Annotated in this window: 23 protein-coding genes; 19 read left to right on the top strand and 4 right to left on the bottom strand. The window is 64.7% G+C overall.

Features of this window, described 5'->3' with window-relative positions; all coding sequences use genetic code 11:
- Window positions 1–60 precede the first annotated feature (60 nt).
- Both GGD40_RS05535 and GGD40_RS05530 read right to left on the bottom strand, forming a co-directional pair.
- Window positions 61–1,509, bottom strand: a complete 1,449-nt coding sequence (locus GGD40_RS05535; RefSeq protein WP_257030349.1) for an N-acyl-D-amino-acid deacylase family protein — start codon at window positions 1,507–1,509, stop codon at window positions 61–63.
- Between the two features lie 54 nt (window positions 1,510–1,563).
- Entirely contained in the window at window positions 1,564–2,862 is a 1,299-nt protein-coding gene (locus tag GGD40_RS05530) for a D-amino acid dehydrogenase (protein ID WP_179743039.1), read from the bottom strand.
- 417 nt (window positions 2,863–3,279) lie between these two features.
- On the opposite strand from GGD40_RS05530, the gene GGD40_RS05525 reads away from it, so the two are divergent.
- The gene (locus tag GGD40_RS05525; protein ID WP_257030348.1) at window positions 3,280–4,461 is read left to right on the top strand and encodes an MFS transporter; all 1,182 of its coding nucleotides are present in this window, start codon (window positions 3,280–3,282) and stop codon (window positions 4,459–4,461) included.
- Between the two features lie 161 nt (window positions 4,462–4,622).
- Window positions 4,623–5,576 (top strand): LysR family transcriptional regulator, encoded by a 954-nt coding sequence (locus GGD40_RS05520; protein WP_179743038.1) that lies wholly within the window; start codon window positions 4,623–4,625, stop codon window positions 5,574–5,576.
- A 76-nt stretch (window positions 5,577–5,652) separates the two neighbouring features.
- On the opposite strand, the gene GGD40_RS05515 is transcribed toward GGD40_RS05520, so the two are convergent.
- Complete coding sequence (locus tag GGD40_RS05515) at window positions 5,653–6,648, bottom strand: LLM class flavin-dependent oxidoreductase (protein WP_179743037.1); 996 nt, start codon at window positions 6,646–6,648, stop codon at window positions 5,653–5,655.
- 306 nt (window positions 6,649–6,954) lie between these two features.
- Here GGD40_RS05515 and GGD40_RS05510 point away from each other — a divergent pair, with 306 nt between their 5' ends.
- The 5 genes from GGD40_RS05510 to GGD40_RS05490 all read left to right on the top strand — a co-directional run bounded on the left by GGD40_RS05510 (window position 6,955) and on the right by GGD40_RS05490 (window position 12,225).
- Window positions 6,955–8,034 carry an LLM class flavin-dependent oxidoreductase gene (locus GGD40_RS05510; RefSeq protein WP_179743036.1) on the top strand — a complete coding sequence of 360 codons (1,080 nt, stop codon included), beginning with the start codon at window positions 6,955–6,957 and terminating at the stop codon, window positions 8,032–8,034.
- Between the two features lie 11 nt (window positions 8,035–8,045).
- Window positions 8,046–8,876, top strand: a complete 831-nt coding sequence (locus GGD40_RS05505) for a class II aldolase/adducin family protein (protein ID WP_257030347.1) — start codon at window positions 8,046–8,048, stop codon at window positions 8,874–8,876.
- Window positions 8,877–9,019: 143 nt separating this feature from the next.
- On the top strand, window positions 9,020–9,985 hold the full coding sequence (locus tag GGD40_RS05500) for an ABC transporter substrate-binding protein (protein WP_179744880.1): 966 nt from the start codon (window positions 9,020–9,022) through the stop codon (window positions 9,983–9,985).
- A gap of 33 nt (window positions 9,986–10,018) precedes the next feature.
- The gene (locus GGD40_RS05495; protein ID WP_179743035.1) at window positions 10,019–10,627 is read left to right on the top strand and encodes a cysteine dioxygenase family protein; all 609 of its coding nucleotides are present in this window, start codon (window positions 10,019–10,021) and stop codon (window positions 10,625–10,627) included.
- Entirely contained in the window at window positions 10,624–12,225 is a 1,602-nt protein-coding gene (locus GGD40_RS05490) for a rhodanese-related sulfurtransferase (protein WP_179743034.1), read from the top strand. Before GGD40_RS05495 ends, GGD40_RS05490 begins: the two co-directional genes overlap by 4 nt.
- An 85-nt stretch (window positions 12,226–12,310) precedes the next feature.
- Here GGD40_RS05490 and GGD40_RS05485 read toward each other — a convergent pair whose 3' ends face one another.
- Window positions 12,311–13,222, bottom strand: a complete 912-nt coding sequence (locus tag GGD40_RS05485) for a LysR family transcriptional regulator (RefSeq protein ID WP_179743033.1) — start codon at window positions 13,220–13,222, stop codon at window positions 12,311–12,313.
- A 276-nt stretch (window positions 13,223–13,498) separates the two neighbouring features.
- Between GGD40_RS05485 and GGD40_RS05480 the strand changes: the two genes are divergently transcribed.
- The 12 genes from GGD40_RS05480 to astD all read left to right on the top strand — a co-directional run bounded on the left by GGD40_RS05480 (window position 13,499) and on the right by astD (window position 26,549).
- On the top strand, window positions 13,499–14,392 hold the full coding sequence (locus GGD40_RS05480; RefSeq protein ID WP_257030481.1) for an ABC transporter substrate-binding protein: 894 nt from the start codon (window positions 13,499–13,501) through the stop codon (window positions 14,390–14,392).
- Between the two features lie 138 nt (window positions 14,393–14,530).
- Window positions 14,531–15,721, top strand: a complete 1,191-nt coding sequence (locus GGD40_RS05475) for an acyl-CoA dehydrogenase family protein (RefSeq protein WP_179743031.1) — start codon at window positions 14,531–14,533, stop codon at window positions 15,719–15,721.
- A 525-nt stretch (window positions 15,722–16,246) separates the two neighbouring features.
- Window positions 16,247–16,798 carry a hypothetical protein gene (locus GGD40_RS05470; RefSeq protein WP_179705435.1) on the top strand — a complete coding sequence of 184 codons (552 nt, stop codon included), beginning with the start codon at window positions 16,247–16,249 and terminating at the stop codon, window positions 16,796–16,798.
- Between the two features lie 22 nt (window positions 16,799–16,820).
- Entirely contained in the window at window positions 16,821–17,774 is a 954-nt protein-coding gene (locus GGD40_RS05465; RefSeq protein ID WP_179743030.1) for a patatin-like phospholipase family protein, read from the top strand.
- 380 nt (window positions 17,775–18,154) lie between these two features.
- Entirely contained in the window at window positions 18,155–18,844 is a 690-nt protein-coding gene (locus GGD40_RS05460) for an ABC transporter permease (RefSeq protein WP_179705431.1), read from the top strand.
- Window positions 18,845–18,848: 4 nt separating this feature from the next.
- Window positions 18,849–19,562: an ABC transporter permease gene (locus tag GGD40_RS05455; RefSeq protein ID WP_179705429.1), complete on the top strand. Its 714-nt coding sequence runs from the start codon at window positions 18,849–18,851 to the stop codon at window positions 19,560–19,562.
- A gap of 109 nt (window positions 19,563–19,671) precedes the next feature.
- Window positions 19,672–20,463, top strand: a complete 792-nt coding sequence (locus tag GGD40_RS05450; RefSeq protein WP_134960228.1) for an ABC transporter ATP-binding protein — start codon at window positions 19,672–19,674, stop codon at window positions 20,461–20,463.
- Between the two features lie 25 nt (window positions 20,464–20,488).
- Window positions 20,489–21,538: a GlxA family transcriptional regulator gene (locus tag GGD40_RS05445; protein WP_035551096.1), complete on the top strand. Its 1,050-nt coding sequence runs from the start codon at window positions 20,489–20,491 to the stop codon at window positions 21,536–21,538.
- Between the two features lie 113 nt (window positions 21,539–21,651).
- Window positions 21,652–22,887 (top strand): aspartate aminotransferase family protein, encoded by a 1,236-nt coding sequence (locus GGD40_RS05440; protein ID WP_179743029.1) that lies wholly within the window; start codon window positions 21,652–21,654, stop codon window positions 22,885–22,887.
- Window positions 22,888–22,954: 67 nt separating this feature from the next.
- On the top strand, window positions 22,955–24,049 hold the full coding sequence (gene aruF, locus GGD40_RS05435; RefSeq protein ID WP_179744879.1) for an arginine/ornithine succinyltransferase subunit alpha: 1,095 nt from the start codon (window positions 22,955–22,957) through the stop codon (window positions 24,047–24,049).
- Window positions 24,046–25,083: an arginine N-succinyltransferase gene (astA, locus tag GGD40_RS05430; RefSeq protein ID WP_179743028.1), complete on the top strand. Its 1,038-nt coding sequence runs from the start codon at window positions 24,046–24,048 to the stop codon at window positions 25,081–25,083. Before aruF ends, astA begins: the two co-directional genes overlap by 4 nt.
- Before the next feature lie 2 nt (window positions 25,084–25,085).
- Window positions 25,086–26,549: a succinylglutamate-semialdehyde dehydrogenase gene (astD, locus tag GGD40_RS05425; protein WP_179743027.1), complete on the top strand. Its 1,464-nt coding sequence runs from the start codon at window positions 25,086–25,088 to the stop codon at window positions 26,547–26,549.
- The last annotated feature ends 8 nt before the right edge of the window (window positions 26,550–26,557 follow it).

Here is a 26,557-nt window from a genome sequence, read left to right as displayed (position 1 = left end):
TCGAATGATGATGCCGCTATTATCCGTCACCACGTCCAGTTGCTGTTGCAGATCGCTAATCTAGCGACCAACGCGTCGTATCACCCGACCCGCGTGAACATTCACCGGCATCCCATCCCGGCACGCAAACTCGCCGTTCACGATCACCGCGTCGATGCCGCTGCTCACCCGCGTCGGGTGCTCGAAGGTCGCATGGTCGGCGATACGCTGTTCGTCGAAGACGACGAGGTCGGCACAGTAGCCCAGCGCGATCGTCCCGCGGCCTTCCAGACCAAAGCGTCGCGCGCTCAGCGCCGTCATCTTGTGGATCGCGGTTTCGAGCGTGAACAGGCGGCGCTCACGCGTGTAGTGGCCGAGCACGCGCGGGAAGGTGCCCCACAGGCGCGGATGCGGCTGTGCGTCGTGCGCGAGGCCATCCGATCCGATCATGCTCATGGGGTGCGCGAGGATGCGCGACACGTCGTCCTCGCTCATCGCGAAGTAGATGGCGCCGGCCGGCGTCAACGAGGCCGCGAGCGCTTCCGGATCGACGTTGCGGGCCTTCGCGAGCGCGAACAGCGAGTGGCCCGCGGCCGTGGGGTCCGCTTTCGACCAGGTGACCAGCACTTCGTCTGACTGTTTGACGCGTGCCGGCAACAGCATCGTCGACGACGCGTTGTACGGGTAGCAGTCGAAGCAGACGGACTGGTGCGCGGACGCCGCGTCGAGCATCGCGAGCGTCTCGGTGGAATGGCCATGATTATTGCGGCCGATGATCTTGTGATGCGACACGACCGTATCGATAGCGAGGGCGCGGCCGATCTGCAGCGCTTCGCGCAGCGCGTCGTCGATAGCATCGCTTTCGTCGCGCAGATGCATGGTCAGCACGCCGCGCGCGGCGCTCAGCGGCCGGCCGATGTCGATCACTTCCTGTGCGCTGGCCGCGCGAGCGGGCGGATAGTAGAGTCCGGTCAACATGCCGATCGCGCCCGCCTCCAGCGCCTCGGCCAGGTCGCGCGACATGCGGGCGATCTCGTCGCGCGTCGCGCTCCGGTCGAGGCTGGCCATGTGCCGTGCGCGCAGCGTCGTGTGGCCGACGAGGCAAGCCGCGTTGAGCGCGGGCCGTGCGTCGTCGAGCGCATCGAGGTAGTCGGCGAAGCGTGAGAAACGCCAGACGTCGTCGTCGCCGAGCAGACTGAGCGGCGCGGGCGGATCGCGCATTACGAGCGGCGCGAGACTGATGCCGCAGTTCCCGGTGATGACCGTCGTCACGCCTTGCGACAGCTTGGGATGCGGACCGTCGACCGGCTCCAGCAACAGTTGATCGTCGTGCGTATGCACGTCGATGAAGCCAGGCGCGACGATGCGATCGCGGGCATCGAAACGCTGCGCCGCGGGCACCCCGCGCAGGTCGCCGAGCAGGGTAATGCGTCCGCCTTCCACACCGACATCGCACGCCTTGCGTGGCGCACCCGTACCGTCGATTACCGTGCCGTTTTCAATGATCAGATCCAGCATTTTTTCGGTCATCCTTGTGTCTCGATGGGCTTAACGATGGTGCGGACAGGCGCGAAGCTTCGGCCATTATGACGGTGACGAGTGCGCTACCGCCGCCAGCTCGCGCACGGCGCTGCGGTTCGCGAGCTGATACGGACGCAGATCGAGCTTGCCCGCACGGCCGCGGATCGCGTCGGTGACCAGCGCGGCGCTGGCGCCGGCCAGCGTGAAGCCGAGCGAACCCTGGCCGGTGTTGAGCCAGAGGTTGGCGAGCGGCGTGGCGCCGAGTAGGGGCTTGCTGTCGGGCGTCGCCGGACGGAAGCCCGTCCATGCGCGCACTGACGAGAAATCGCCGCCGTTCGGCATGGTGGCCTGTGCCTGCGAAGTCAGCAGACGAATGCGCGCCTCATCTTCACGCGAACCCGCCGGCGTCATATCGACCATGCCGGCGACGCGCAAATGCTGGCCGAGTCTCGCGTACACCACCTTGTGATGAAGATCGGTGACGCTGACCTGCGGCGCGACATGATGCTCGCCGACCGGCATCGTCAGGCTGTAGCCCTTGAGCGGATAGATGGGCAGGCGGATGCCAAGCGGCCTGACGAGCGCGGCGCTGTCGTTACCCAGCGCGACCACGTACGCGTCGGCGGCAATCTCGCCTTGCGAGGTGTGCGCCGCGACAATCTCGTTGCCTTCGCGCCGCAGGCCGCGCACGGAGGTCCCGCAGACGAACTCCACGCCGTATTTCTCGGCGGCCACGCGGGCCAGTTCGCGGGTGAACAGGTAGCAGTCGCCGGTTTCCTCGGACGCCGTGTAAATGCCGCCGGCGAGCTTGTGCCGCAGCGAATCCAGCGCGGGCTCGGTATCGATGCACGACGCCGCATCGAGCGCGGTGTGTTGCGCGCCGAAGCGCGCCTGAAACTCCGTCTGCCGACGCGCGCCGTCGAAGTCATGGCGATTCCGGTAGACCACCAGCTTGCCGCTCGGGCGGAAGGCGAAGTCCAGTTGTTCCACCTGCATCAGGTCGTGCATGACGTCGCGGCTGTACGCGCCGAGCTGCAGCAGTTCGATGGTCGTGCGTCGGCTGCGTGCCGTCGTGCAATTGAACAGAAACGCCGCGCACCAGCCCCATTGCGCGAGACTCAGACCTGGCTGGAAACGTAACGGCGCGGTCCGGCTCAGCAGCCATTGCGGCAGGTTGCCCGGCACCGACGGCCCGGCAAGCGGTGCGACGTAGCTATAGCTGAGCTGGCCGCCGTTCGCGAAGCTCGTTTCCAGACCGAGTTGCGGATGCTGTTCGATGACGGTGACGCGCCACCCTTCACGCGCCAGATAGTAGGCGGTGGTCACACCGACGACACCACCACCGAGAACACAGACATGCATGACAGGTTGGCCAGAAAATTAATTGCAGAGAGGGCGCCGGGGACGGCGGACACGTGTTGCGCACGGCACCTCGTCAGTATGGGAAAGCCGCCTTCCGGTCGCAATTGAGAAAACGATTCCCGGTATAACCTGGAGTTAACACGCGTCAGCCCGAGTTCGAGAACTCGTGAGCTCAAGAAAGTTGGCGTCATCGAAGGGTTAACGGCAGGTTATGCCCGGCAAAAAAAATGCATTAGACGGGGCAATATGGGCGGGAAACAATCCGCCTCGTCCTAACCCGATCAATGAAGCCCGATGTTTTTGTCGCCGTGATCGATTGAGACAGTGGGGTCGAAGGCCGGTGAATCGAACAACAAACGCGAGGCGGGACGCGATATGGACATGACGTTTTCAAGGAAGCAGAAGACGGCCGCTCTGATGAGCCTCTTCATTGCGTGGGCGGCAGGTTACGCGGATCGCATCCTGATCAGCACCGCCATCATTCCGATCCGGGCCGAGTTCAACCTCGATGCGCGGCAAGCCGGCATCGTGCTGAGCGCCTTTTACTTCAGCTATGCGGTCACGCAACTGATCGGCGGCTGGCTGTCCGACAAGATCGGTTCGCGGCTCGTCGTGGTGGCTTGCGTGGCCTCCTGGTCGTTCTTTACGGGCGCTACCGGCGTGGTCTGGTCGTTTGCTTCGCTGGTCGCGATCCGTCTGCTGTTCGGCATTGGAGAAGGCGCGTTCTCGCCGGCGAGTTCGGTGACGATCGCCGAAGTGTTTCCACGCAAAGAACGGGCGCGCGCCAAATCGCTGCTGATTTCGACGACCTTCCTGGGCAACGCGGTGGGCTCCGGGCTCATTGGCCTGACCGTGGCGCGCTTCGGCTGGCGGAGTTCGTTCACGATGCTGGCGGTGATGGGGCTCGTCGTCGCGGCAATTCTTTGGACCTCGTTGCGCGGCGGCATGCAAGGGCAGCGGGAGCGCAACGCCAATCGTCATCGCACGCTGTGGGGGCCGTTGCTTCGCATGCCCGCGGCGTGGAAGATCGCGGCGATCTGGTTCTTTGCCAGCGTGCTCTATGTGGGGGTGACGTCGTGGATGCCGTCGTACCTGATGCATACGTACCACATCGATCTCGCGCATACCGGCATGGCCGTGGCCATTCCGAACCTGCTTGCGTTCATCGGCACCAACGCGGTGGGTTATCTGCTCGACCGGCGCGCCAAAGGAAACGAGCGTGCGTTCATGATCGGCGGCGCGCTCGTAAGTGCGCTATCCATCGCGTTGATGATCAACACCACCAGCATGACGCTGTTGATGGTTTATCTCACCGTCTGTCTGCTTGCGTTCAACTTCGTCTATGCCTCGGTCTTCGCGATGCCGCTGCGTTACTTCCCGGAACATCTGATCGGCAGCGCGACCGGCTTGATGAATTTCGGCGGACAGATGGGCGCCACGCTCGCACCGATCGCCATGGGCGCGCTGATCAATGCGTCCGGCGGCGCGTATATCTCTGCGTTCTGGCTGCTGATCGGCTCCGCGGTCGCCGGTGTGCTGGTCGCGGCCACGTGGAAGCCGCTTGAACCGCGCATGGGCGAGAGCGTGCAGCCGTCGTGAGCGAGACCGGCAACGTGCGGCATCCGTCACATCCGTGACATCCGTCCGGCACGAATCGCGGTGACGTGGTGCGTGACGCTTGAGCTAAACTGGCTCGGGCAGCCGTTGCAGAACAAAGCGGCTTTGCGACGGCGACTTCCGGATGCCGCGCGAAGCCTGACATGCCGAAGCCTCTCTCTGTTTCGTCCACGACCATGCGTTTGCGCCACATCGAAGTCTTTCACGCTGTCATGCAGGCCGGCTCGCTGTCAGGCGCGGCCAGCCTCCTGAACATTTCGCAACCGGCGGCGAGCAAGATGCTCGCGCAGGCCGAGCACAGTCTCGGCGTGGCGCTTTTCAAACGGCTGCCCAGCGGGCTGAAACCGACGCCTGAAGCGATGCTGCTGTTTCAGGAGACCAAGACGCTGCACGCGAGCCTGGATCGTGTCAGGCATCTCGCACGTAATCTGGCCTCGCATCCCGGCGGCATGCTTCGCATCGGTTGTATTCCGAGTCTCGGCTTGAGTCTCGTGCCGCGCGCCGTCGCTGCTTTCACGCGACTCTGCCCGGAGGTATCGATCAACATTCGCACCGAAAACCAGCAGACCTTGTCGGCGCTGCTGTTGGCGCAGGAAATCGACATCGGTATCGCGTTCGAACCGGCGGCAATGGCCGGCATCGCTATCGAAGAACTCGGCCGGGCGCGGGCCGTCCTGTTTGGCGCCGGTAGCGACTGGCCCGCGAAGGCGCCGGTCCACTTGCGCGAGCTCGACTTGTCGAAGTGGATCAGCCTGGACTCCATGGATCCCCTCGGCTCGATCGTCAACGCGACGCTGGCCGGTTTCGACGAAGCCGGTCGGGTGCCGATGATCCAGGTCAAGACCTACTATCTGGCGCGCGCGCTCGTCGAGAGCGGCATCGGCTTTACGATCATCGACGAATACACGGCGCAGTCGGCAGCGGACACGTTTGCCGTCCGGCAACTCGAACCGGCGCTTTCAGTGGGCGTGTGCATGATGACGTCGATGAGTCATGCGGGCACGCAAGGACTCAAGGTGTTTGTTGAGCAACTCGAGAAACAACTGGCACGGATTCAGTCATTGCAGGCCAGCGAACTTCGCGCGCAAGCTACATGAGCACGAGCGGCAACGCGAACGCAATGAAAAAAGGGAGGCCACCTGGCCTCCCTTTTTTCATCTCACGCCGCCGCGATCACTCGCCGGCTGCCAACTCGTCGCGTATTTGCGCGCCGATCTCGAACGAGCGCAACCGCGCCGCGTGATCGTAAATCTGTGCGGTGAGCATCAACTCGTCCGCGCCGGTCTGAGCGATTACCGACTTCAACCCTTCGCGCACCGCGTCGCGATCGCCAATCACCGTACACGCGAGCGAGTGCGCGACGTTATTCAGCTCCATCTCCGACGCCTGGAGCCGGTCGACCGGCGGCTGCAACTGCCCAGGCGTGCCGCGTCGCAAGTTGATGAACTGCTGCTGCAGCGACGTGAACAGACGCTGCGCTTCGTCGTTGCTATCGGCGGCGAACAGATTCACGCCGACCATCGCATGCGGTTTGTCGAGCGTGGCCGACGGCCGGAATTGCGCGCGATACATCTGCAGCGCGGTGAGCATGTAGTCGGGCGCGAAATGCGACGCGAACGCGAACGGCAAACCGAGCGACGCAGCCAACTGCGCGCTGAACAGCGACGAGCCGAGCAGCCACAGCGGCACGTGCAGCCCTGCGCCTGGCACTGCCTGAATGCGCTGCCCGGGCACCGCGTCGGCAAAATAGCGCTGCAACTCGACCACGTCGTCGGGGAACGAATCGGCGCTGTTCTGCATATCGCGGCGCAATGCGCGGGCGGTGCTCTGATCGGTGCCCGGTGCGCGGCCGAGACCGAGGTCGATACGGTCAGGATAGAGCGACGCCAGCGTGCCGAACTGTTCGGCGATCACGAGCGGCGCATGGTTCGGCAGCATCACGCCGCCGGAACCGACGCGGATCGTCTTCGTGCCGCCGGCGACATAGCCGATCACCACCGACGTCGCCGCGCTGGCGATCCCGGTCATGTTGTGATGTTCCGCGAGCCAGAAGCGGCGGTAGTTCCATTTTTCCGCGTGCTGCGCGAGGTCGAGCGTGTTTCTGAAGGCATCCGCGGGCGTGGCGCCTGCGATGACCGGCGAGAGGTCGAGGACCGAGAAGGGGATCATTGTCTGTTGGTTTGCGGTTTCCGGCGCTTTCGCGCGATGGGGCATTCTCGCAAAGGTTCCGGTTTTCTGCTGACGGTGCGCGGATGCCCACGTTAGTGGAGGGGTGTTTGCGCTCAACGACCGGGGAGGGGACTCGAACCTCACCACCCGTTACATGCAAACCCGATATAGATATGGCCGATCAATATTTAACAAGCGCATGTCGCGCTGCTACCTTAAACCCCCTGAACTCTTTGACCCCACCTATGCATCCGGCGCTTCGCGCCACCGCCCAGCCGGGCAGACACCATTCCGGGAGCCCTCCACGTGTCCATCGAATTCATCGGCATGATCCAGACCCGCAAGGTGTCTGAAACGCACGCAGCGGAAGGTCCCGTGATCGACGTCGCGTACGTCGAGCAATTTGCCCGCGCTCATGAAGACGCGGGTTTCGACCGGATCCTCGTGCCGCATCAGTCGACGAGTCCCGACGCGCTGCTGACCATCTCGCACGCGGCGAGCGTGACCCGCAACGTGCACTTCATGCTCGCGCACCGGCCGGGTTTCGTCGCGCCGACGCTGGCCGCGCGTCAACTCGCGACGCTCGACCACTATTCGCGCGGCCGCCTCGCGGTGCACATCATTTCCGGCGGCGACGATACCGAGCAGCGCCGTGACGGCGATTTTCTGTCGCACGACGAACGCTATGCGCGCACCGACGAATATCTGCAGATCCTGCGTCGCGTGTGGACCGAAGCGAAACCTTTCGATCATCACGGCAAGTACTACCGCTTCGAACAGGGCTTCTCCGAAGTGAGGCCGCTGCAGCAGCCGCATATTCCGGTGTATTTCGGCGGCGCGTCGGCGCCGGCGCTCGAAATCGCCGGCCGTCACGCGGATGTCTACGCGCTGTGGGGCGAATCGAAGGCGCAGGTGCGGGAACAGGTGACGCGCGTGCGCGCCGAAGCGGCGAAGCATGGCCGCACGGTGCGCTTCTCGGTGTCGTTCCGGCCAATTCTCGCGGCCACGGAAAGCGCGGCATGGGAGCGCGCTGAGCACATCCTCGATGAAACCCGGCGGCTGCGCGCGGCGCAGGGGCTTGGGGTCGGCGGCCCGGCGCAGAGCGAAGGCGCGCGGCGTCTGCTTGCGGCGTCGGGGGAGTCGGACCGCGTCGACGAGCGTTTGTGGACCGGTGTCGCGAAGGAAATCGGCGGTCGCTCGAATTCGACCGCGCTCGTCGGCACGCCGGAGCAGGTCGCGGACACGCTTGCCGAGTACTACGCGCTGGGTGTCACGACGTTCCTCGTGCGCGGTTTCGATCCGCTCGAAGACGCGATCGCTTACGGCCGTGAGCTGATTCCCGCGACCCGTGAGCGCATTGCGCGTGTTGAACGCGTGGCGGCCTGAACGGAAACGCGATGACTGACCTTTCTCTCTCTACCGCCGCCGGTATCACCACCGGCGGCACGCTCGAACGCCACGCGCCGCTGCGCAAATTCTGGTTCGACGACATTCCGCCGCGCGACAGCATCGCGGCGGAACGCCGCCATCGGCAAGAACGCCTCGCCGTCGCGTTTCGTCTGTTTGCGCGCTACGGCTTCGATCAGGGTCTCGCCGGCCATATCACCGCGCGCGACCCGGAGTGGCCCGATCACTTCTGGGTCAATCCGTTCGGCAAGCATTTCAGCCGCATCCGCGTTTCCGATCTGCTGCTGGTGAATGCCGACGGTGAGATCGTGGTCGGCGAAGGTCCGCTGAATCAGGCCGCGTTCGCGATCCACGCGGCGATTCACGAAGCGCGTCCCGACGTGATCGCGGCGGCCCACACGCATTCGCTCTATGGCAAAGCGTGGTCGACGCTCGGCCGCACGCTCGATCCGCTTACCCAGGACTCATGCGCGTTCTACCAGGATCACGCGCTGTTCGACGATTTCCGCGGCGTCGTGCTCGATACCGACGAAGGCGCGCGCATCGCGGCGGCGCTCGGCGAGCGCAAGGCGGTGATTCTGAAGAATCACGGCATCCTGACCGCGGGCCCGAGCGTGGAAGCGGCGGCGTGGTGGTATATCGGACTGGACAACGCGTGCCATGCGCAACTGCTGGCCGAAGCCGCCGGTACGCCGCAAGCCATCCCGCACGACATTGCCACGCTCACGCACGAACAGGTGGGCCGTCCTGGCGGCGCGCTGTTCGCTTTCGAGAGCCTGCTGGCCGGGCTGGTGGAAGCTGAGCCCGACGTGCTGACCTGAACGCCAAACGCCAAACGCCAAAAGCACCCCCCACGGAACACCCCAAAATGACTCAGCGTTTCGATACGCCGGTTTCGCCCCGGCGTCGCCGGCTGGTGGCCGCGCTGCCCGCCGTTACCTGGCTTGGCGCAAGCGGCGGCCTGATGTCGGCCGCCGCCTCGGGCGCGACGCCCGCGACAAATCAAAGCACCGCCGACCCCACCGCGCAGCACCTCGATCTGAGCAAAGTGCGCCTGCGTGTCGCGACCTACAAAGGCGGCGACGCCACCTTGCTGAAAACCGCCGGCCTCGCCGATACGCCCTACACGATCGACTGGGCCGAATTCCAGTCGGGCAACGCCATGGTCGAAGCGATGAACGGCGGCGCGCTCGACATCGCCTCGGGCAGCGAAATCCCACCGATCTTCGCGCGTCTGCAGAACGCCCAGGTCCGCGTGATCGCCGTCTACAAGGACGACGTGAACAACCAGGTCGTGCTGGTGCCGAAGGGCTCGACGATCCGTTCGATTGCCGATCTGAAGGGCAAGCGCGTCGGCTATCTGCGCGCGACCACCACCCACTACTACCTGCTGCGGATGCTCGAAGAAGCCGGGCTGTCGTTCAACGACATTCAGGCAACCTCGCTTGCGCCGCGCGACGGTTTCGCCGCCTTCAACGCCGGCTCGCTCGACGCCTGGGCGATCTACGGCTACAACGTGCCGCTCGCGATCTCGCGCTCGGGCGCGCGCGTGCTGAAGAACGCGAACGGCTACCTGTCCGGCAATTACCTGTATTACGGGCATCCCGCGACACTCACCGAGCCACTGCGGCGCGCCGCGTCGGCGGACTTGCTGGTACGGCTGCAACGCGCCTGCACGTGGTTCGGCCAGCATCAGGACGCGTACGCCAAAGTGCTGTCCGCCGAACTGCGGGTGCCGGAAGAAGCGATCGTGTCGCTGTATCGCAACCAGAGCCAGCTGCGCCGCATTGCCGGCACGACGGCGGCGGATATCGCCAGCGAGCAGCAGGTGGCGGACACGTTCGCGCGCGCCGGGGTGATCGACCGTCATGTCGATGTCGCACCGCTGTGGACCGACACCTTCAACGCCGCGCTCGCTCACGGTGCGTGAGCGGCTTACGCCCACCTATCCTCCGATCATTCGATGACCCAAGCCCTGAGGCCGGACCGCCTGCGCGCGTTCGTCGGCCGGATCGCGTCGCTGGTCGACGCAGCCGCGCCCGAAGCGCACCTGCTCGACGCCGGCGGCGCCGCATTGCGCGAACTGATTGCCCACGACGACTGGCTGCCCGACGCATTCGCGCAGCCCGATCCCGAGCGTTATCAGCAGTTCCTGTTGCACGCGGACTCGCGGCAACGCTTTTCAATCGTCAGTTTTGTATGGGGGCCGGGGCAGGCGACGCCGGTGCACGATCACACCGTGTGGGGGCTGATCGGCGTGCTGCGTGGCGCGGAAATTGCACAGACTTATCGCATCGCGCCGGATGGCGCGCTGCAGGAGCAGGGCGCGGCCAAACGCCTCGATCGCGGGGACGTGGATGCGGTCTCGCCGGGCATTGGCGACATCCATCGCGTGAGCAATGCTTTTGGTGACCGTACGTCGATCAGCATTCACGTGTACGGTGCAAATATCGGCGCGGTGAGCCGTTCGGTTTATCCGGCCGGCGGCGGCCGCAAAGCGTTCATCTCCGGCTACTCGAACGACGTGTTACCGAATATCTGGAATGTCTCGAAGGAGTCTTCGATCTCATGAGTGTCGTTACAAACTTTCGTACCCGATCATTCGACGACGTGCGCCGCACATTGCTCGATCGCGAGGAAATCGCGCTCGTCGACGTGCGCGAGGAAGATCCGCACGCGCGTAGTCATCCGCTGTTTGCCGCTAATTTGCCGCTGTCGCGACTCGAACTCGATGCGCCGGTCCGCTTGCCGCGTCGCGCGGTGCCGATCGTCGTGTTCGATTCGGGCGAAGGACTCGCCGAACGCGCCGCGCTGCGTTTCCGCGAGTTGGGCTATACCGATGTCGCGTTACTCGAAGGCGGCCTGCAAGGCTGGCAAGCAGCCGGCGGCGAACTGTTCCAGGACGTCAACGCACCGAGCAAGGCGTTCGGCGAACTGGTGGAGAGCGAGCGGCATACGCCGTCGCTGGCGGCGCCGCAGGTGCAGGCTCTGCTCGATCACGAAACCGACGTGGTGGTGCTCGACGCGCGCCGCTTCGACGAATATCAGACCATGAACATTCCCGGCAGCATCAGCGTGCCGGGCGCGGAACTCGTGTTGCGCGCGCGCCAGCTCGCGCCCGATCCGGCGACGCGAATTATCGTCAATTGCGCGGGGCGCACGCGCAGCATTATCGGCGCGCAGTCGCTGATCAATGCGGGCGTGCCGAATCCGGTCGCGGCGCTGCGCAACGGCACGATCGGCTGGACGCTCGCGGGGCAGGCGCTCGCGCACGGCAGCGCGCGACGTTTCGAACCGATCGCCGACGACAAGCTGCGCCTCGCCGCCGCCGATGCCGCGCGCACGGTCGCGGATTGCGCCAAGGTGGGCCGCACGTCGCGCGACGAAGCGCGGCGCTGGGCCGGCGAAGCGGTGCGCACCGTGTATCGCTTCGACGTGCGCACGCCGGAAGAATACGAAGCGGGCCACGTGCCCGGTTTTCGCAGCGCGCCGGGCGGGCAACTGGTGCAGGAGACCGACATGTTCGCGCCGGTGCGCGGCGCGCGCGTGATTCTCGCGGACAACGACGGCGTGCGCGCCAATATGACGGCGTCCTGGCTCGCGCAGATGAACGTCGAGGTGTACGTGGTGGACGGCCTGACGGCCGCGGACCTCGGCGAGAAAGGCGCGGCGCCTGCCGCACGCGATGCGCCGACGCCGCCGGATGCCGATGAAATCACGCCGGCTGGTCTGGTCACGCTGTTGCAAACGCCGGGCACGGTCGTGCTGGATTTCACGACCAGCGCGAACTATGTGAAGCGACATATCCCGGGCGCGTGGTTCGTGATCCGCTCGCAACTCGCCGACGCATTGCACAAGTTGCCGGCCGCGCAGCGGTATGTGGTGACGTGCGGCAGCAGTGCGCTTGCGCGTTTTGCCGCGCCCGAGCTGGCGGCGTTGACGGGCAAACCGGTGCAGGTGCTGAGCGGCGGCACGGCGGCGTGGATCGAAGCGGGCTTGCCGCTGGAAAACGGGGAGGCGCGCCTGGCGTCGCCGCGTATCGATCGTTACCGGCGGCCGTATGAAGGCACCGATAACGCGCGGGAAGCGATGAATGCGTATCTGGAGTGGGAGTATGGTCTCGTCGCGCAGCTTGGGCGCGATGGGACGCATGGGTTCCGGGTGATTTGAGCAGTAGAACGTTGGCCGCGTTTGGCCGCGTCGGTCTGGTTCGGCCCGGGTTGGCGCGATCAGGCCTGAGCGCCGCACGCGCGACTCAGGCCGCGCGTTGCCCTCGGTTTTCCTTGAACTGCCGTTCGACTGCCGCGCCAAAGCGCTCCACCGGTTGCTGCAATTTGCCGAGCACGCGCGGATGCACGAGCCAGATATCGATCAGCGGCTTGAAGTCGCTGATCGATACGACATCGAGCTTATCGGCGTAAGCACTGGCCTGAAGTAGCGGCAACGGAACAAGACCGAGTCCATTGCCGTCCGCGACCAGTTGCAATTGCAACTCGGTGCCGAGCGTTTCCAGATTGAGCTTCAGCGCCAGCCCCAAACCCGTCAGCGTGCGTTGCAGGCCGTCGCGGAAACCGCAGCCGTCCGGATTCAATACCCAGCCGATCGACTGGCATTCCGCCAGCGTATGCGCGCGCTTTTTCAGCAGGCCTTTTTGCGCGACCACCGCCAGCTTGACGCGGCCGAGCGAGCGCGCCGTGAGCGTGTCGTCGAAGGTCTTGTTGGCCGGCAACAGGATCGCGGCGGCGTCGAGTTCGCCCTGTTCGAGTCGTTGCAACAACTGGCTGCCCCAGCCGGTCGATGCGCGCGGCTGCAAGTCGGGATAAGCCGCTTTCAAACCGCGTATCGCTTCGCCGAGCGCGATATCGGCAATGGTCTGCGCGACGCCCAGCCGCAGCGTGCCGACCGGCGGCGTGTCGCTGGCGACGATCTCGCGCAGCACGTCGAGTTCGCGCTGGATCACGCGGCATTGTTCGTAGACCACGCGACCCGCGGCGGTCGCCTTCAATGGCCGCGTGTTGCGGTCGAGCAGTTCGACGCCGAGCGCTTCTTCGAAATTCTGCAGGCGACGTGTGATGGCCGGTTGCGTGAGGCCGAGCGCGAGTGCCGCCTGTTGCAGCGACTGACAGCGAATCACGGTGACGTAGGCGTCGATTTCGTCGATCTTCATGATGAGTTGAGCGAGGGGGATGGCGCGTAAAAACGCGCTGGATCGGTGGCGTCGATGATACCCGCAGCGTTCCACATCCACGCTTCGATGCCGAAGAAAATTCGCATATTTGCTTAGCAGAATAATGCGTTTGTCTTATACGGAGAGGGGCCTTATCGTCGACGGCAATAACGCTTAAACCTCGACGCAAACGCCTCCATGACGACTCTCCGTTTTTCTCTCGCTCCGCTCATAGTGTCCAGGCCGCTTGGCCGCGCCGTGTTCGCACTGTCGGCCATGCTGTGCGCGCTGCCTTTGTATGCGGCCGATCTGCCGGTGCTCAAAGTCGGCGATCAGGCTTTGCAAACGCGCGGCATTCTCGAAGCGTCCGGGCAGTTGAAAGACCTGCCGTACAAAATCGAGTGGTTCAACTTTCCGGCGGCGCAACCGCTCGGTGAAGCGTTGAATGCAGGTGCCGTCGACGTAGGCGGTCTTGGCGACGCACCGCTAGTTTTCGCGCTCGCAGCGGGCGCGCGAGTGCGAGCCGTCGCGGCGACCCGCTCGAATCCACAGGATCTGGCGATTGTCGTGAGCGAGCATTCGCCGTTGCACGACACCGCGAGTTTGAAGGGCAAGCGTATCGCGACGACGCGCGGCTCGATCGGCCACTATCTCGCGCTCGCCGCGCTGAAGAAAGCGGGCATTGCACCGGGCGACGTCAACTTCGTTTTCCTCGCGCCCGCCGATGCGAAAGCGGCGCTCGCGTCGGGCAGCGTCGATGCCTGGTCGGTGTGGGACCCGTACACCGCGCTCGCCGAAGCGCGCGATCACGACCGCCTGATCGCGAACGGCGTGGGACTGTCCGAAGGACTCAGCTATCAGGTCGCGACAGAACGCGCGATCGCCGACAAGCGCGTACAACTCGCGGACTTCCTGCGTCGCGTGGCGATCGGTCAACGCTGGGCGCTCTCGCATCCCGACGAGGTCGCGGCGATGCAGTCGCGCGTCACCGGCTTGCCGACCGATGTGCTGAAGACCGTCTATCAACGCGGCCAGGTGCATCCGGTCGCGATCGACGACAGCGTCGTCGCCGCGCAGCAGCGCACCGCCGATACCTACGAAGCCGCCAACGTGATCCGCGCGCATCTCGACGTACGCGCGAGTTTCGATCGCAGTTTTCCTTTGCCTTGAGGTTGGGCCGCTTGCTCGACGGCTTGCGCGACGAATTGCTCGATTTCCTGCCCGACCGTCGTGCCAACCGTTCACCCTGAATTCTCGACCGCCCTCGACCGCCCTCGACCGCCCGATGCGGCCCGCCGGAGTACCCGTATGAATGCCCCGATTGCCGATAGCGCCGTGACGCGGCGTCATCCTCCGCTCGATAGCGATGCCTTCGACGCGTTGCTCGCCGAGCTCACCCGCGAGTTCGCCGCGAGCGCCGCGCATTACGACGCCAGCGCCGAATTTCCCCACGCGAACCTCGCGCGCCTGCACGAATTCGATCTGCTGTCGCTGACGGTGCCGGCATCGCTCGGCGGCGCCGGTGCGAGCCTGCCGCAAGCGCTGAAAGTCGTGCGCGCGGTCGCGCGCGGCGAGCCTTCAACCGCGCTGGTCGTGGTGATGCAGTACCTGTTTCAGTTTCGCTTGCAGTGCAGTCCGCACTGGCCCGTCGAACTGCGTGAGCGCGTGGCGCGTGAAGCGGTGCGTGATGGCGCGCTGATCAACTCGCTGCGCGTCGAACCCGAACTCGGTTCGCCGGCGCGCGGCGGCTTGCCGTCGACGGTGGCGAAGCGCAGCGGCGATGGCTGGCTGATCGACGGTAGCAAACTGTATTCGACCGGCAGCCCGGGACTCACGTGGCTCGCGGTATGGGCGCGCAGCGACGAAACTCCGCCGCGGGTCGGCGTGTGGCTCGTGCCGCGCGACGCGCCCGGCGTGCGCGTGGGCAGCGAATGGAATCATCTCGGCATGCGCGCGACCGGCAGTCACGAACTGGTGTTCGACAACGTGTTCGTGCCGGCTGCCTACGCCGTGGATGTGCATCCGCCGGGCGAGCCGGGCGCCGGACTCGACGCGGCCGGACTCGCGTGGATGAGCGTGCTGTTGTCGGCGGTTTACGACGGCGTGGCACGTGCCGCGCGCGACTGGTTCGCGCAGTGGGCCTCGACGCGTCGCCCCGGCAGCCTCGGTGCGCCGCTCGCGAGTTTGCCGGCGTTTCAACAGACGCTCGGCCAGATCGACGCGCTGCTGTTCAGCAATCGCGTGCTGCTCGACGCGAGCGCGCAAGCCGCGCAGGTGGCACTCGACGAAGCGCCGCTCGTCAAATACACGGTGACGAATCAGTCGATCGAAGCGGTGCAACGGGCGATCGAGGCGAGCGGCAACCCCGGTCTCAGCCGCGACAATCCGCTAGAGCGTCACTATCGCGACGTGCTGTGCGCGCGGATTCATACGCCGCAGAACGATTCGGTGCTGCAGGGCGTGGGGCGGGCGGGGTTCGCCGCGATTTTGCAGGCTTGAAACGCGCGGCGTGGTGAGGCCGCGTCGTGCCGCCGCCGCTTGCGAATCCTCTGCCGATTCGGTGTAAACGCGCTCTCGTCTAAACCGGCCAATCCATTTAGATTAAGCGCACTTGGCAGGCTTATCGAGGGACCAGGGCGGCCATACAAGCAGCGGTCCGTCGCACCGGCGCTGGCGCAAGGCGAGAGGCTAAGGTCGCTCGCCGTCACGTTCGGAGCGGACCGCTGCGTGTCGTCCCTGGCGCGTCGTTCGTCGTTCGTCGTGCCGCGGCAACGGCGCTTTGATGCCGGCGGCCTGGCCGTCGCTGCATTGTCCGCATTGATTTTCCCGGTTGACCGTATCGACCGTCGGCGACGCTTTGCACAGCGTCGCCTTTTTTGCGTGCTGCGGCGCGGCGCGCGCAAACATCCCACAACCCACCCCGCTCGCGGTTTTCTCCGCACGCGGTTATCCTGTAGTACACCCTACACAACACCCACCGCGATGCGGACCGTTACGCCGCCGCATCGGTACAGGAAATCCGCTGTGAGTCTCAAACCGCTAATTGCCGTCATGCTGGCCGCGTGCGTCGCGTTGACCGGCTGCGACCAACAACAGAGCGACCAGGCCGTGCAAAAACTCAAGGCATTCTTCAACGCCGTCAAACCCGACGCGTTGCTGCTGAAAGACATGACGCCGGGCGTCACGACCGAAGCGCAAATCCGCGACCAGATGGGCAAGCCGGAAACCGAGCGCACTTTCACCGACGGTTCGAAACGCTTTGAATATCCGCGCGGCCCGGAAGGCTTGAACACGTATATGGTCGATATCGATCGTGACGGTAAATTGCAGGCCATCACGCAAGTGCTGACCGCCGCCAACTTCGCGAAGATTCACATCGGCATGAGCGAAGACGAAGTGCGCCGCCTGCTCGGCAAGCCGGGCCAGGTCGCGGTCTTTCCGCTCAAGCCGGAGACGGTGTGGAGCTGGAAGTGGCGCGAGCGCGGCGTGACCGAAGAAGGTATCTTCAACGTGCACTTCGACGAGTTTCACAAGGTTTATACGACATCGCGCTCCGACGTGATTCGCGGGCGCTAGACGACAACAGACGGGGCAAAAAATGATACGTCGACGTCAATACACCCGTATCGGGCTGGTGTTGGGGGGCGGCGCCGCGCGCGGCTGGGCGCATATCGGCGCGATTCGCGCGCTGCACGACGCGGGCATCAAGCCAGACGTGGTGTGCGGCACGTCGATCGGCGCGCTGGTCGGCGCGGTCTACGCGAACGGCGACCTGGACTGGCTGGAGGAATGGGTCTCGCGGCTCACCTGGCAGACCGTGGTGCGCCTGCTCGATCTGCGTTTTTCGGGCGGCCTGCTCGGCGGACGCAAAGTGGTCAAGCTCTTCGCGGACAAATTCAACGGCTGCTCGATCGCGCAACTGAACATGCCGTTCGCGGCGGTCGCGACCGAACTCGATAGCGGCCGCGAGACCTGGTTGCAGGACGGCAGCGTGTCCGACGCGGTGCGCGCGTCGATTGCGATTCCGGGCATTTTCACACCGGTCTTTCACAACGGTGTGTGGCTGGTGGACGGCGGTTTGAGCAATCCGGTGCCGGTGTCGGTCGCGCGCGGCATGCGCGCGGACTGCGTGATCGCGGTGGATCTGAACAACGACATTTTGAATGGCCGCGACTTCGGCGGCGCGGTGGTCGACACACCCGCCATCGATCCGGACGCGCCGCCGCCGATCGCGCTGCGTCGTAACGGCAAGCCGTGGCCGCGTTGGCTCGCACCGCCCGACACGCCCGTCACTCGCGACGTGCGCGTGCCGCCCGCGCCGAGCGCACGCGTGCCGTCGATGCTGAGTTCGATCGCGCAAAGCATCGACATCATGCAGGTGCGTATTACGCGCAGCCGGCTGGCCGGTGAGCCTGCGGACATTCTGATCCAGCCGCGGCTGGGCGGCATGGGGATCTTCGACTTTCATCGCGCGGGGCCGGCAATAGAAGAAGGGCGGGCGGCGGTCGAACACATGCTGCCGGCAATCCGGTCGCGGTTGGGAATGGACTGAAGGGCCCAGGGGCGCTCGGGCGCGCTCAGGTGCGTTCCGACTCGCTCCGGCACGTTCAGCGACACCGGGCCGCCCAATTCCGACCGCACCGGCCGCACCGCGTCTATCGAAAAAGCGACCCGAAACTTGCTAAATCGCGGCGGCGCCCACCGCCCGCGCCGCGCCTTACAACAACATATTCCCTGCAAAACCAAGCGCTGCCAGCGCTCCCACCCGGCAAACGATGCAATGTTGCGTCGCAACACGCCACCCCCGCACCAATTGAGCAATTAATTTTCGCTTGGGAGACTCCGCGCCATGCTGAGTGCGTCGGGCAAGCGGATGGAACGAGTTGCCGACGCCGTCCAGCACATCCTCAATCAACCTGGATGGAGACACGCGTGTTCCTATACGGCTTTGGTCCGGTGTTGCTGGCCGGCACGATCCAGACGATCGAGCTGTCCGTCCTGTCGCTGGTGGCCGCCGTGCTGCTCGGCCTCGCGGGCGCGGCGGCGAAACTCTCCTTCAATCGCCCGCTGCGGGCCATCGCGACCGGCTATACGACGCTGATCCGCTCGGTGCCCGATCTCGTGCTGATGCTGCTGTTGTTCTACAGCATCCAGATCGCGGTCAACAACCTCACCGACGCGTTGAATCTGCCGCAGTTCGACATCGATCCGTTCGTGGCCGGCGTGCTGACGCTCGGCTTCATCTACGGCGCGTACTTCACCGAGACCTTTCGCGGCGCGTTTCTCGCCGTGCCGCGCGGCCAGCTCGAAGCGGGCAGTGCGTTCGGCATGAGCGGCGCGCGCGTGTTCACCCGCATCCTGTTTCCGCAGATGATGCGTTTCGCGCTGCCGGGCATCGGCAACAACTGGCAGGTGCTGGTCAAGGCGACGGCGCTGGTGTCGATCATCGGTCTCGCCGACGTGGTCAAGGCGGCGCAGGACGCCGGCAAAAGCACCTTCAACATGTTTTTCTTCATCCTGATCGCCGCGGCCATCTATCTGGCGATTACCACTGTGTCGAACCTCGTGCTGATCTGGCTGGAAAAGCGCTATTCGACCGGCGTGCGCCACGCGGAGCTCTAAGACCATGATCGACATTCTCAATCAATTCTGGCGCGCGTTTCTGTACTGGGACGGCCAGCGTCTGTCGGGCCTCGCGGTGACGTTGTGGCTGCTGGTGGCGTCGGTCGGGATCGGCTTTTTCGGGGCGATTCCGCTGGCGGTGGCACGCGTGTCGAAGAATCGCTGGCTGTCGACGCCGGTGCGTCTCTACACCTACGTGTTTCGCGGCACGCCGTTGTACGTGCAACTGTTGTTGATCTATACCGGCATGTACAGCCTTGAATTCGTGCGCTCGCATGAGTTGCTGGACGCGTTTTTCCGCAGCGGTTTTCACTGCGCGATTCTGGCCTTCGCGTTGAACACCTGCGCGTACACCACCGAGATTTTCGCCGGCGCGATCCGTTCGACCTCGCACGGCGAAGTGGAAGCGGCGCGCGCCTACGGCATGAGCTGGTTCACGATGTACCGGCGCATTGTGATACCGTCCGCGCTGCGCCGGGCACTGCCGTTGTACAGTAACGAAGTGATCCTGATGCTGCACGCCACCACGGTCGCCTTCACGGCCACGGTGCCGGACATTCTGAAGGTGGCGCGCGACGCGAATTCGGCCACGTATCGCTCGTTCGACTCGTTCGGCCTCGCGGCGCTGATTTACCTGGTGGTGTCGTTCGCGCTGGTGGCCCTGTTCCGCCGTGCCGAGCGTCATTGGCTGGGTTACCTGGCGGTGCGCACGCACTGATCTGCGGCGTGCCTTGATCTGATCGTGCAACATTGGCATCGGGCGCTCAGTGCATCGCAGTGGTTGAGCGCCGTCGAAGACTGATCCGTATTTTCAAAGGGAGAGCATCTTGCTCCACACGACTCAAACCGAAGCTTGCAAGCTCGCCGTACAGGACATCCACAAGCGCTACGGCGACAACGAAGTGCTCAAGGGCGTTTCGTTGAACGCGAACAAGGGCGACGTGATCAGCATCATCGGCGCGAGCGGGTCGGGCAAGAGTACCTTCCTGCGCTGCATCAACTTTCTCGAACGGCCGAACGCGGGGCAGATCGTTGTGGACGGCGAAACGGTCAAGACCAAAGCCGACCGCGCCGGCAATCTGGAAGTTGCCGATCACAAGCAGCTGCAACGCATCCGCACGAAACTCGCGATGGTGTTCCAGCACTTCAACTTGTGGGCGCACATGAACGTGATCGAGAACATCGTCGAAGCGCCGATTCACGTGCTCGGCATGTCGCGTCGCGAAGCCGAAGAGCGCGCGCGAGAGTACCTCGAAAAGGTCGGTCTCGCGCCGCGTCTGGAAAAACAGTATCCGTCGCATCTGTCGGGCGGTCAGCAGCAGCGCGTGGCGATTGCCCGGGCGCTCGCCATGAATCCGGACGTGATGCTGTTCGACGAGCCCACCTCGGCGCTCGATCCCGAACTGGTCGGCGAAGTGCTGAAGGTCATGCAGAAGCTCGCCGAAGAAGGCCGCACGATGATCGTCGTCACGCACGAAATGGGTTTCGCGCGCAACGTGTCGAACCATGTGATGTTCCTGCATCAAGGCCGCACCGAAGAAGAAGGCTTGCCCGCCGACGTGCTCACCACGCCGCGCAGCGAACGGCTCAAGCAGTTCCTGTCCGGCAGTCTGAAGTAACGCGCGGCTCGCGCCGCTTCACTTGATGGCTCGCACGTCCAGCCCGGCCCGCACCACCCAGGTCGCCATCGTCGCCTTGCCGCCCGTGTCGATGTCGGGCGTCGGGCCGATCGTCGACGCGCTCAATCTCGCCAACGAGATCGACGGCCGCGCGCTGTACCGCGTGCAGGTCTGTTCGTGGGACGGCCGCGCGGTGCCGCTGGCAGGCGGCGCGCAGTGGCCCGCCGACGCCGCGTTCGGCGACGCGGTGTCGTGCGACTGGTTGATTATCGTCAGCGAACGGTTTCAGCAGTTCGCCGACTACCGCCTGTTTCTCGCCAGTCTGTCGCGCGTCGGACAGCGCACGCCGCTCGTCACGGGAATTCATCACGGCGTGTGGTGGCTCGCCATGGCGGGGCAGTTATCCGGCTATCGCGTGAGCGTCAACTGGGAAACCTATCAGCAGTTCTCCGAGCAGTTCGAGCGCTCCATCGTCACCCAGCAGATTTTTGAAATCGACCGCGATCGCGCCACTTGCGCGGGCGGCCAGGCGACCGTTGACTTCATGCTGGCGATGATCGGCCGCGAGCACGGTCCCGAACTGGCCGAGCGGATTGCCGATACGCTCGGCGTCGGCGTGTTGCGCGCGGGCGAGGAGCGGCAGCGCATTCCGTTCGTGACCGCGCCGGGCGAACGGCATCCGCGTTTGAACGACGCGCTGATGCTGATGGAAGCGAATATCGAAGACCCACTGACCACCGACGACATCGCGAATCTGGTGGGCGTGTCGCGGCGACAGTTGGAGCGGCTGTTTCGCCAGTATCTCGGCTCGATGCCGTCCAAATACTATCTGGGCTTGCGGCTGTCCAAAGCGCGCACGCAGTTGCAGCGCACCAGTAAATCGGTGGTGCAGATCAGCCTCGCGTGCGGGTTTTCGTCGGCGGCGCACTTTTCGAATGCGTACCGCGAACGTTTTGATGTCACGCCCCGCGAGGATCGTCGTAACTGGATCGACAAGCAGACCGGCGCGAGCGGCGCGGCGGCCAGCGAACCGCGGCCGGGCGCGCTGATCGAACGGCCGGATCAGGCGGATTGAAAGCAAACCGCCGCGTACGGAAGCTCATAGAAAGCGTCGCGTATGCGCAAGACGGTTCGCTTACGGTTTCCTACACTACCTGTATTACCTCTCACCTGTAACGAGGATTTGCCATGAACGACCTGACAGTGACACGCCAGACCTTTGACGAAGTGATGGTGCCGGTGTTTTCGCCCGCTGCCTTCGTGCCGGATCGCGGTCTCGGCTCACGCGTCTGGGATACGCAAGGCCGCGACTATATCGACTTCGCCGGCGGCATTGCCGTCACCGCGCTCGGTCATGCCCATCCCGAACTGCTGAAGGTGCTGCACGAGCAGGGCGGCAAGCTGTGGCACATCGGCAACGGCTACACCAACGAACCGGTGCTGCGCCTCGCCAAACGTCTCGAAGACCTGACCTTCGCCGACCGCGCGTTCTTCGCCAACTCGGGCGCGGAAGCGAACGAAGCCGCGCTGAAGCTGGCACGCCGCGTCGCGTTCGAGCGTCATGGCGCCGACAAGATCGAGATCATCTCGTTCACGCAGTCGTTCCATGGCCGCACGTTCTTCACCGTGAGCGTGGGCGGTCAGCCGAAGTACTCGGAAGGCTTCGGCCCGGTGCCGCAGGGCATCGTCCATTTGCCGTACAACGATATCGAAGCGGCGAAGAAAGCGATCGGCGCGCAAACCTGCGCAGTGATCGTCGAGCCGATTCAGGGCGAAGGCGGCGTGATCCCGGCGGATCCGGCGTTCCTGAAAGCACTGCGCGAAGCGTGCGACGCGCACGGCGCCCTGCTGATTTTTGACGAGGTACAAACGGGGGTGGGCCGCAGCGGCTACTTCTACGCGTACGAGGAAAGCGGCGTGACGCCGGACATCCTGACCACCGCGAAGGCGCTCGGCAACGGTTTCCCGATCGGCGCGATGCTGACCACGAACGAACTGGCCGCGCATTTCAAGGTCGGCGTGCACGGCACGACGTACGGCGGCAATCCGCTGGGCGCGGCTATCGCGGAGAAGGTCGTCGAGTTGATCAGCGACCCGAAGCTGCTGGAAGGCGTGCGTACGCGCAGCGACGCGCTGAAGGGCCACCTCGCGAAGCTCAACGAGCGCTTTGGTCTGTTCAAGGAAGTGCGCGGTAAAGGCCTACTGATCGGCGCTGAATTGACCGACGCCTTCAAGGGCCGCGCGAAAGATTTCGTCACTGCTGCCGGTCAGCATGGCGTGATCATGCTGATGGCGGGGCCGGACGTGCTGCGTTTCGTGCCGTCGCTGGTCATGCCGCTCGACGATATGAACGAAGGCTTCGCGCGTCTGGCGAAGGCGATCGAAGCGATTGCCGGCACCGAGGCCGAGGCAGCGTCGAAGTGATTTTTTGCGCAAGACCGATGACGAGCTACAAGCACGGCATCCTGCGTCACATTCAACAGGAACGATGATGCTCTTCGTACGCCCCAGCCGCCTCGCCGATCTCGACGCGCTCGAACAGATGGCGCGCACCGCGCAACCGGTGCTGCATTCGCTACCGCACGACCGGGGCGCGCTCGAAGCGCGCATCGCGTTGTCGGAAGACTCGTTTCGCGCGGACGTCGATTTTCCGGGCGAGGAGTTCTATCTGTTCGTGCTCGAAGACGGCCAAACCGGCAAGCTGATGGGCACGGCGAGCATCGTCGCCGCGGCCGGTTATTCGGACCCGTTCTACGCGTTTCGCAACGACGCGCTGATTCATGCGTCGCGCGAGCTGCACGTGAATCGCAAGATTCACGCGCTGACCATGTCGCATGAACTGACCGGTAAAAGCCGGCTCGCCGGCTACTACATCGATCCTTCGTTGCGCGGCGACGCCGCCGCGCATCTGATGTCGCGCGCGCGGATGATGTACATCGCGGCGAATCGCAAGCGCTTCACGTCCGAGGTGTTTTCGCTGCTGCTTGGCGTTACCGACGAGCACGGCGTGTCGCCGTTCTGGGAAGCAGTGGGGCGTAAGTTCTTCGGCCGCGATTTCGCGGACATCGAAATTGAATCGGGCGGCCGTAGCCGCACGTTTATCGCCGAAGTGATGCCTACGTATCCCGTGTATGTTCCGTTGCTGCCGGAAGCGGCGCAACGCGTGCTCGGCGAGCCGGATTCGAAGGCCTTGCTCGCGTATGAGATTCATCAGGAAGAAGGCTTCGAGACCGACCGCTACATCGATATTTTCGATGCGGGCCCAGTGCTGACCGCGCAGGTGGATCGCAGCGCCTGTGTCACGCGCAACGAAACGCGCGTGGTGCACGACGCGGCCGCTGCGGCGAGCGGGTCGACGTATCTGATCGCCCATAACGGCGCCGACGGCGAATTCCGTTGCGTGCTCGGCGAGCTGGCGGCGGGCAATGCGGTGGATAACGCAGCGGGCCACGCAGTTGAAAAGACCCGCAGCGCGGCATTGCCGCACGCGGCGCGCGTCGCGCTCGGCGTGACCGAGGGCGACGCGGTGCGCTGCGTGCCGCTGCACGCGCCGAATCAGGATGAACATAGGGGAGACGCACAATGATCGTCGTTCGCGTTGTGCAACGAGGCGATGTGGACGCGCTAATGCGGCTCGCGCAGGAAACCGGCCCGGGTCTCACCACCTTCAAGCCGGATCGCGACGCGCTGGCGGCGCGGGTGGAACGCGCGCGCCGCACGATGGAAGACAAGGCCGAGCCGCATGAAGCCGGCTACTTCTTCGTGATGGAAGACACCGATACCGGCGACGTGGCCGGCGTGTGCGGCATCGAAACGGCGGTCGGTCTGCAACAGCCGTTCTACAACTATCGCGTGAGCACGGTGGTGCACGCGAGCCAGGACCTCGGCATCTGGACGCGGATGCGCGCGCTGAACATCTCGCACGACCTGACGGGTTACGCCGAAGTCTGCTCGCTGTTCCTGAGCCCGCGTTATCGCACGAGCGGAGTGGGCGGTTTGCTGTCGCGCTCGCGCTTCATGTTTCTCGCGCAGTTTCGCGAGCGGTTTCCGCAGCGTCTGTGCGCGGAATTGCGCGGTCATTTCGATGCCGAAGGCACGTCGCCGTTCTGGCGTGCGGTCGGCTCGCATTTCTATCAGATCGATTTCAACGCGGCGGATTATCTGAGTTCGCACGGCCGCAAGGCGTTTCTCGCCGAGCTGATGCCGCGCTATCCGGTGTATGTCGAGTTGCTGCCGCAAGAGGCGCAGGACTGCGTCGGTCTCACGCACAACGACACGATTCCGGCACGCCGCATGCTCGAAACGGAAGGGCTGCGTTACGAGAATCACGTCGATATTTTCGACGCCGGTCCGGTGCTCGAATGCCATATCGCCGACTTGCGCACGGTGCGCGAGAGCGTGCTGGTGCCGGTTGAAATCGCCGCCACGACTTCGGACGCGTTGAAGGATGGGCCGAAGTCGATGGTATCGAACACGTCGCTCGGCGATTTTCGCGTCGGCGTGGTGGCGGGCGTGCCGCAGGACGGCGTGTTCCGCCTGAGCGCCGCCGAAGCCGCCGCGCTCGACGTCAAGGCAGGCGACCTCGTGCGCGTGCTGCCGCAGAAACACAAACAAGGATGATCATGAGCGAGCTTTTCATCGACGGCGAATGGGCCGCCGGCACAGGACCCGTTTTCGCGTCGCGTAACCCCGGTACGGGCGCGACGGTGAGGGAAGGTCATAGCGCGTCGGCGGACGACGTCGATCGCGCCGTGCGTAGCGCGCGCCGCGCGTTCGCCGCGTGGTCGGCATTGAGCCTCGACGAGCGTTGCGGCGTGGTGCGTCGCTTCGCTGCACTCGTGACCGAACGCAAGGAAGCGCTGGCCGAAGCGATTGGTCGCGAGACGGGCAAGCCGTTGTGGGAAGCGCGTACCGAAGCGGCGTCGATGGCCGCCAAGGTCGAGATTTCGATTCAGGCCTATAACGAACGCACCGGCGAGAAGCGCTCCGCCATGGCCGACGGCACCGCCGTGTTGCGGCATCGTCCGCATGGCGTGGTGGCGGTGTTTGGGCCGTATAACTTTCCGGGCCATTTGCCGAACGGACATATCGTGCCGGCGTTGATCGCGGGTAATGCGGTCGTGTTCAAACCGTCCGAGTTGGCGCCCGCTGTCGCCGCGCTGACCGTGCAGATCTGGCGCGATGCGGGCTTACCGTCGGGTGTGCTGAACCTCGTGCAAGGCGAGAAAGATACCGGTATTGCGCTGGCGAATCATCGGCAGATCGACGGCCTGTTCTTTACCGGCAGCTCGGATACCGGCACGTTGCTGCACAAGCAGTTCGGCGGCCGCCCGGAGATCGTGCTGGCGCTGGAGATGGGCGGCAACAATCCGCTCGTGATCGGACCGGTGGCCGATGTCGACGCCGCTGTGCACCACACGATCCAGTCGGCGTTTCTGTCGGCAGGGCAGCGCTGCACCTGCGCACGGCGGATTTTCGTGCCGAACGACGCGTTCGGCGATCGCTTCCTCGCGCGTCTCACCGAAGTCACCGCGCGCATTACCGTGGGCGAATACAACGCCGATCCGCAGCCGTTCATGGGCGCGGTGATTTCGGCGCGTGCGGCTTCGCGTCTCGTCGCCGCGCAGGAACGTTTGCTCGCGGACGGCGCGACCGCCCTGCTTAAAATGGAGCAGCGCGATCCTAACCTCGGCTTCGTCACGCCCGCGATTCTCGACGTGACCAATGTCAAGAACCTGCCCGACGAAGAGCACTTCGGCCCGCTCGCGCAAATCATCCGCTACGGCAGCTTCGATGAAGCGCTCGACAAAGCCAACGACACCGAGTTCGGTCTCTCCGCGGGCCTGCTCGCCGACGACGAAGCTCTGTGGACGCATTTCCAGCGCACCATCCGCGCCGGTATCGTCAACTGGAACCGGCCGACCAATGGGGCGTCTTCCGGTGCGCCGTTCGGCGGTCCGGGCCGCTCCGGCAACCATCGGCCGAGCGCGTATTACGCCGCCGACTACTGCGCGTTCCCGATGGCTTCCGTCGAAAGCGCGCAACTGCAAATGCCCGCGAGCGTCTCGCCGGGCCTCCAATTCTAAGGATCGAC

This window comes from Paraburkholderia bryophila (assembly GCF_013409255.1).
In the GTDB taxonomy this organism is placed as follows: Bacteria; Pseudomonadota; Gammaproteobacteria; order Burkholderiales; family Burkholderiaceae; genus Paraburkholderia.
The sequence above is the reverse complement of the archived record's forward strand: the minus strand, read 5'-3'. Positions and strand labels throughout refer to the sequence as shown.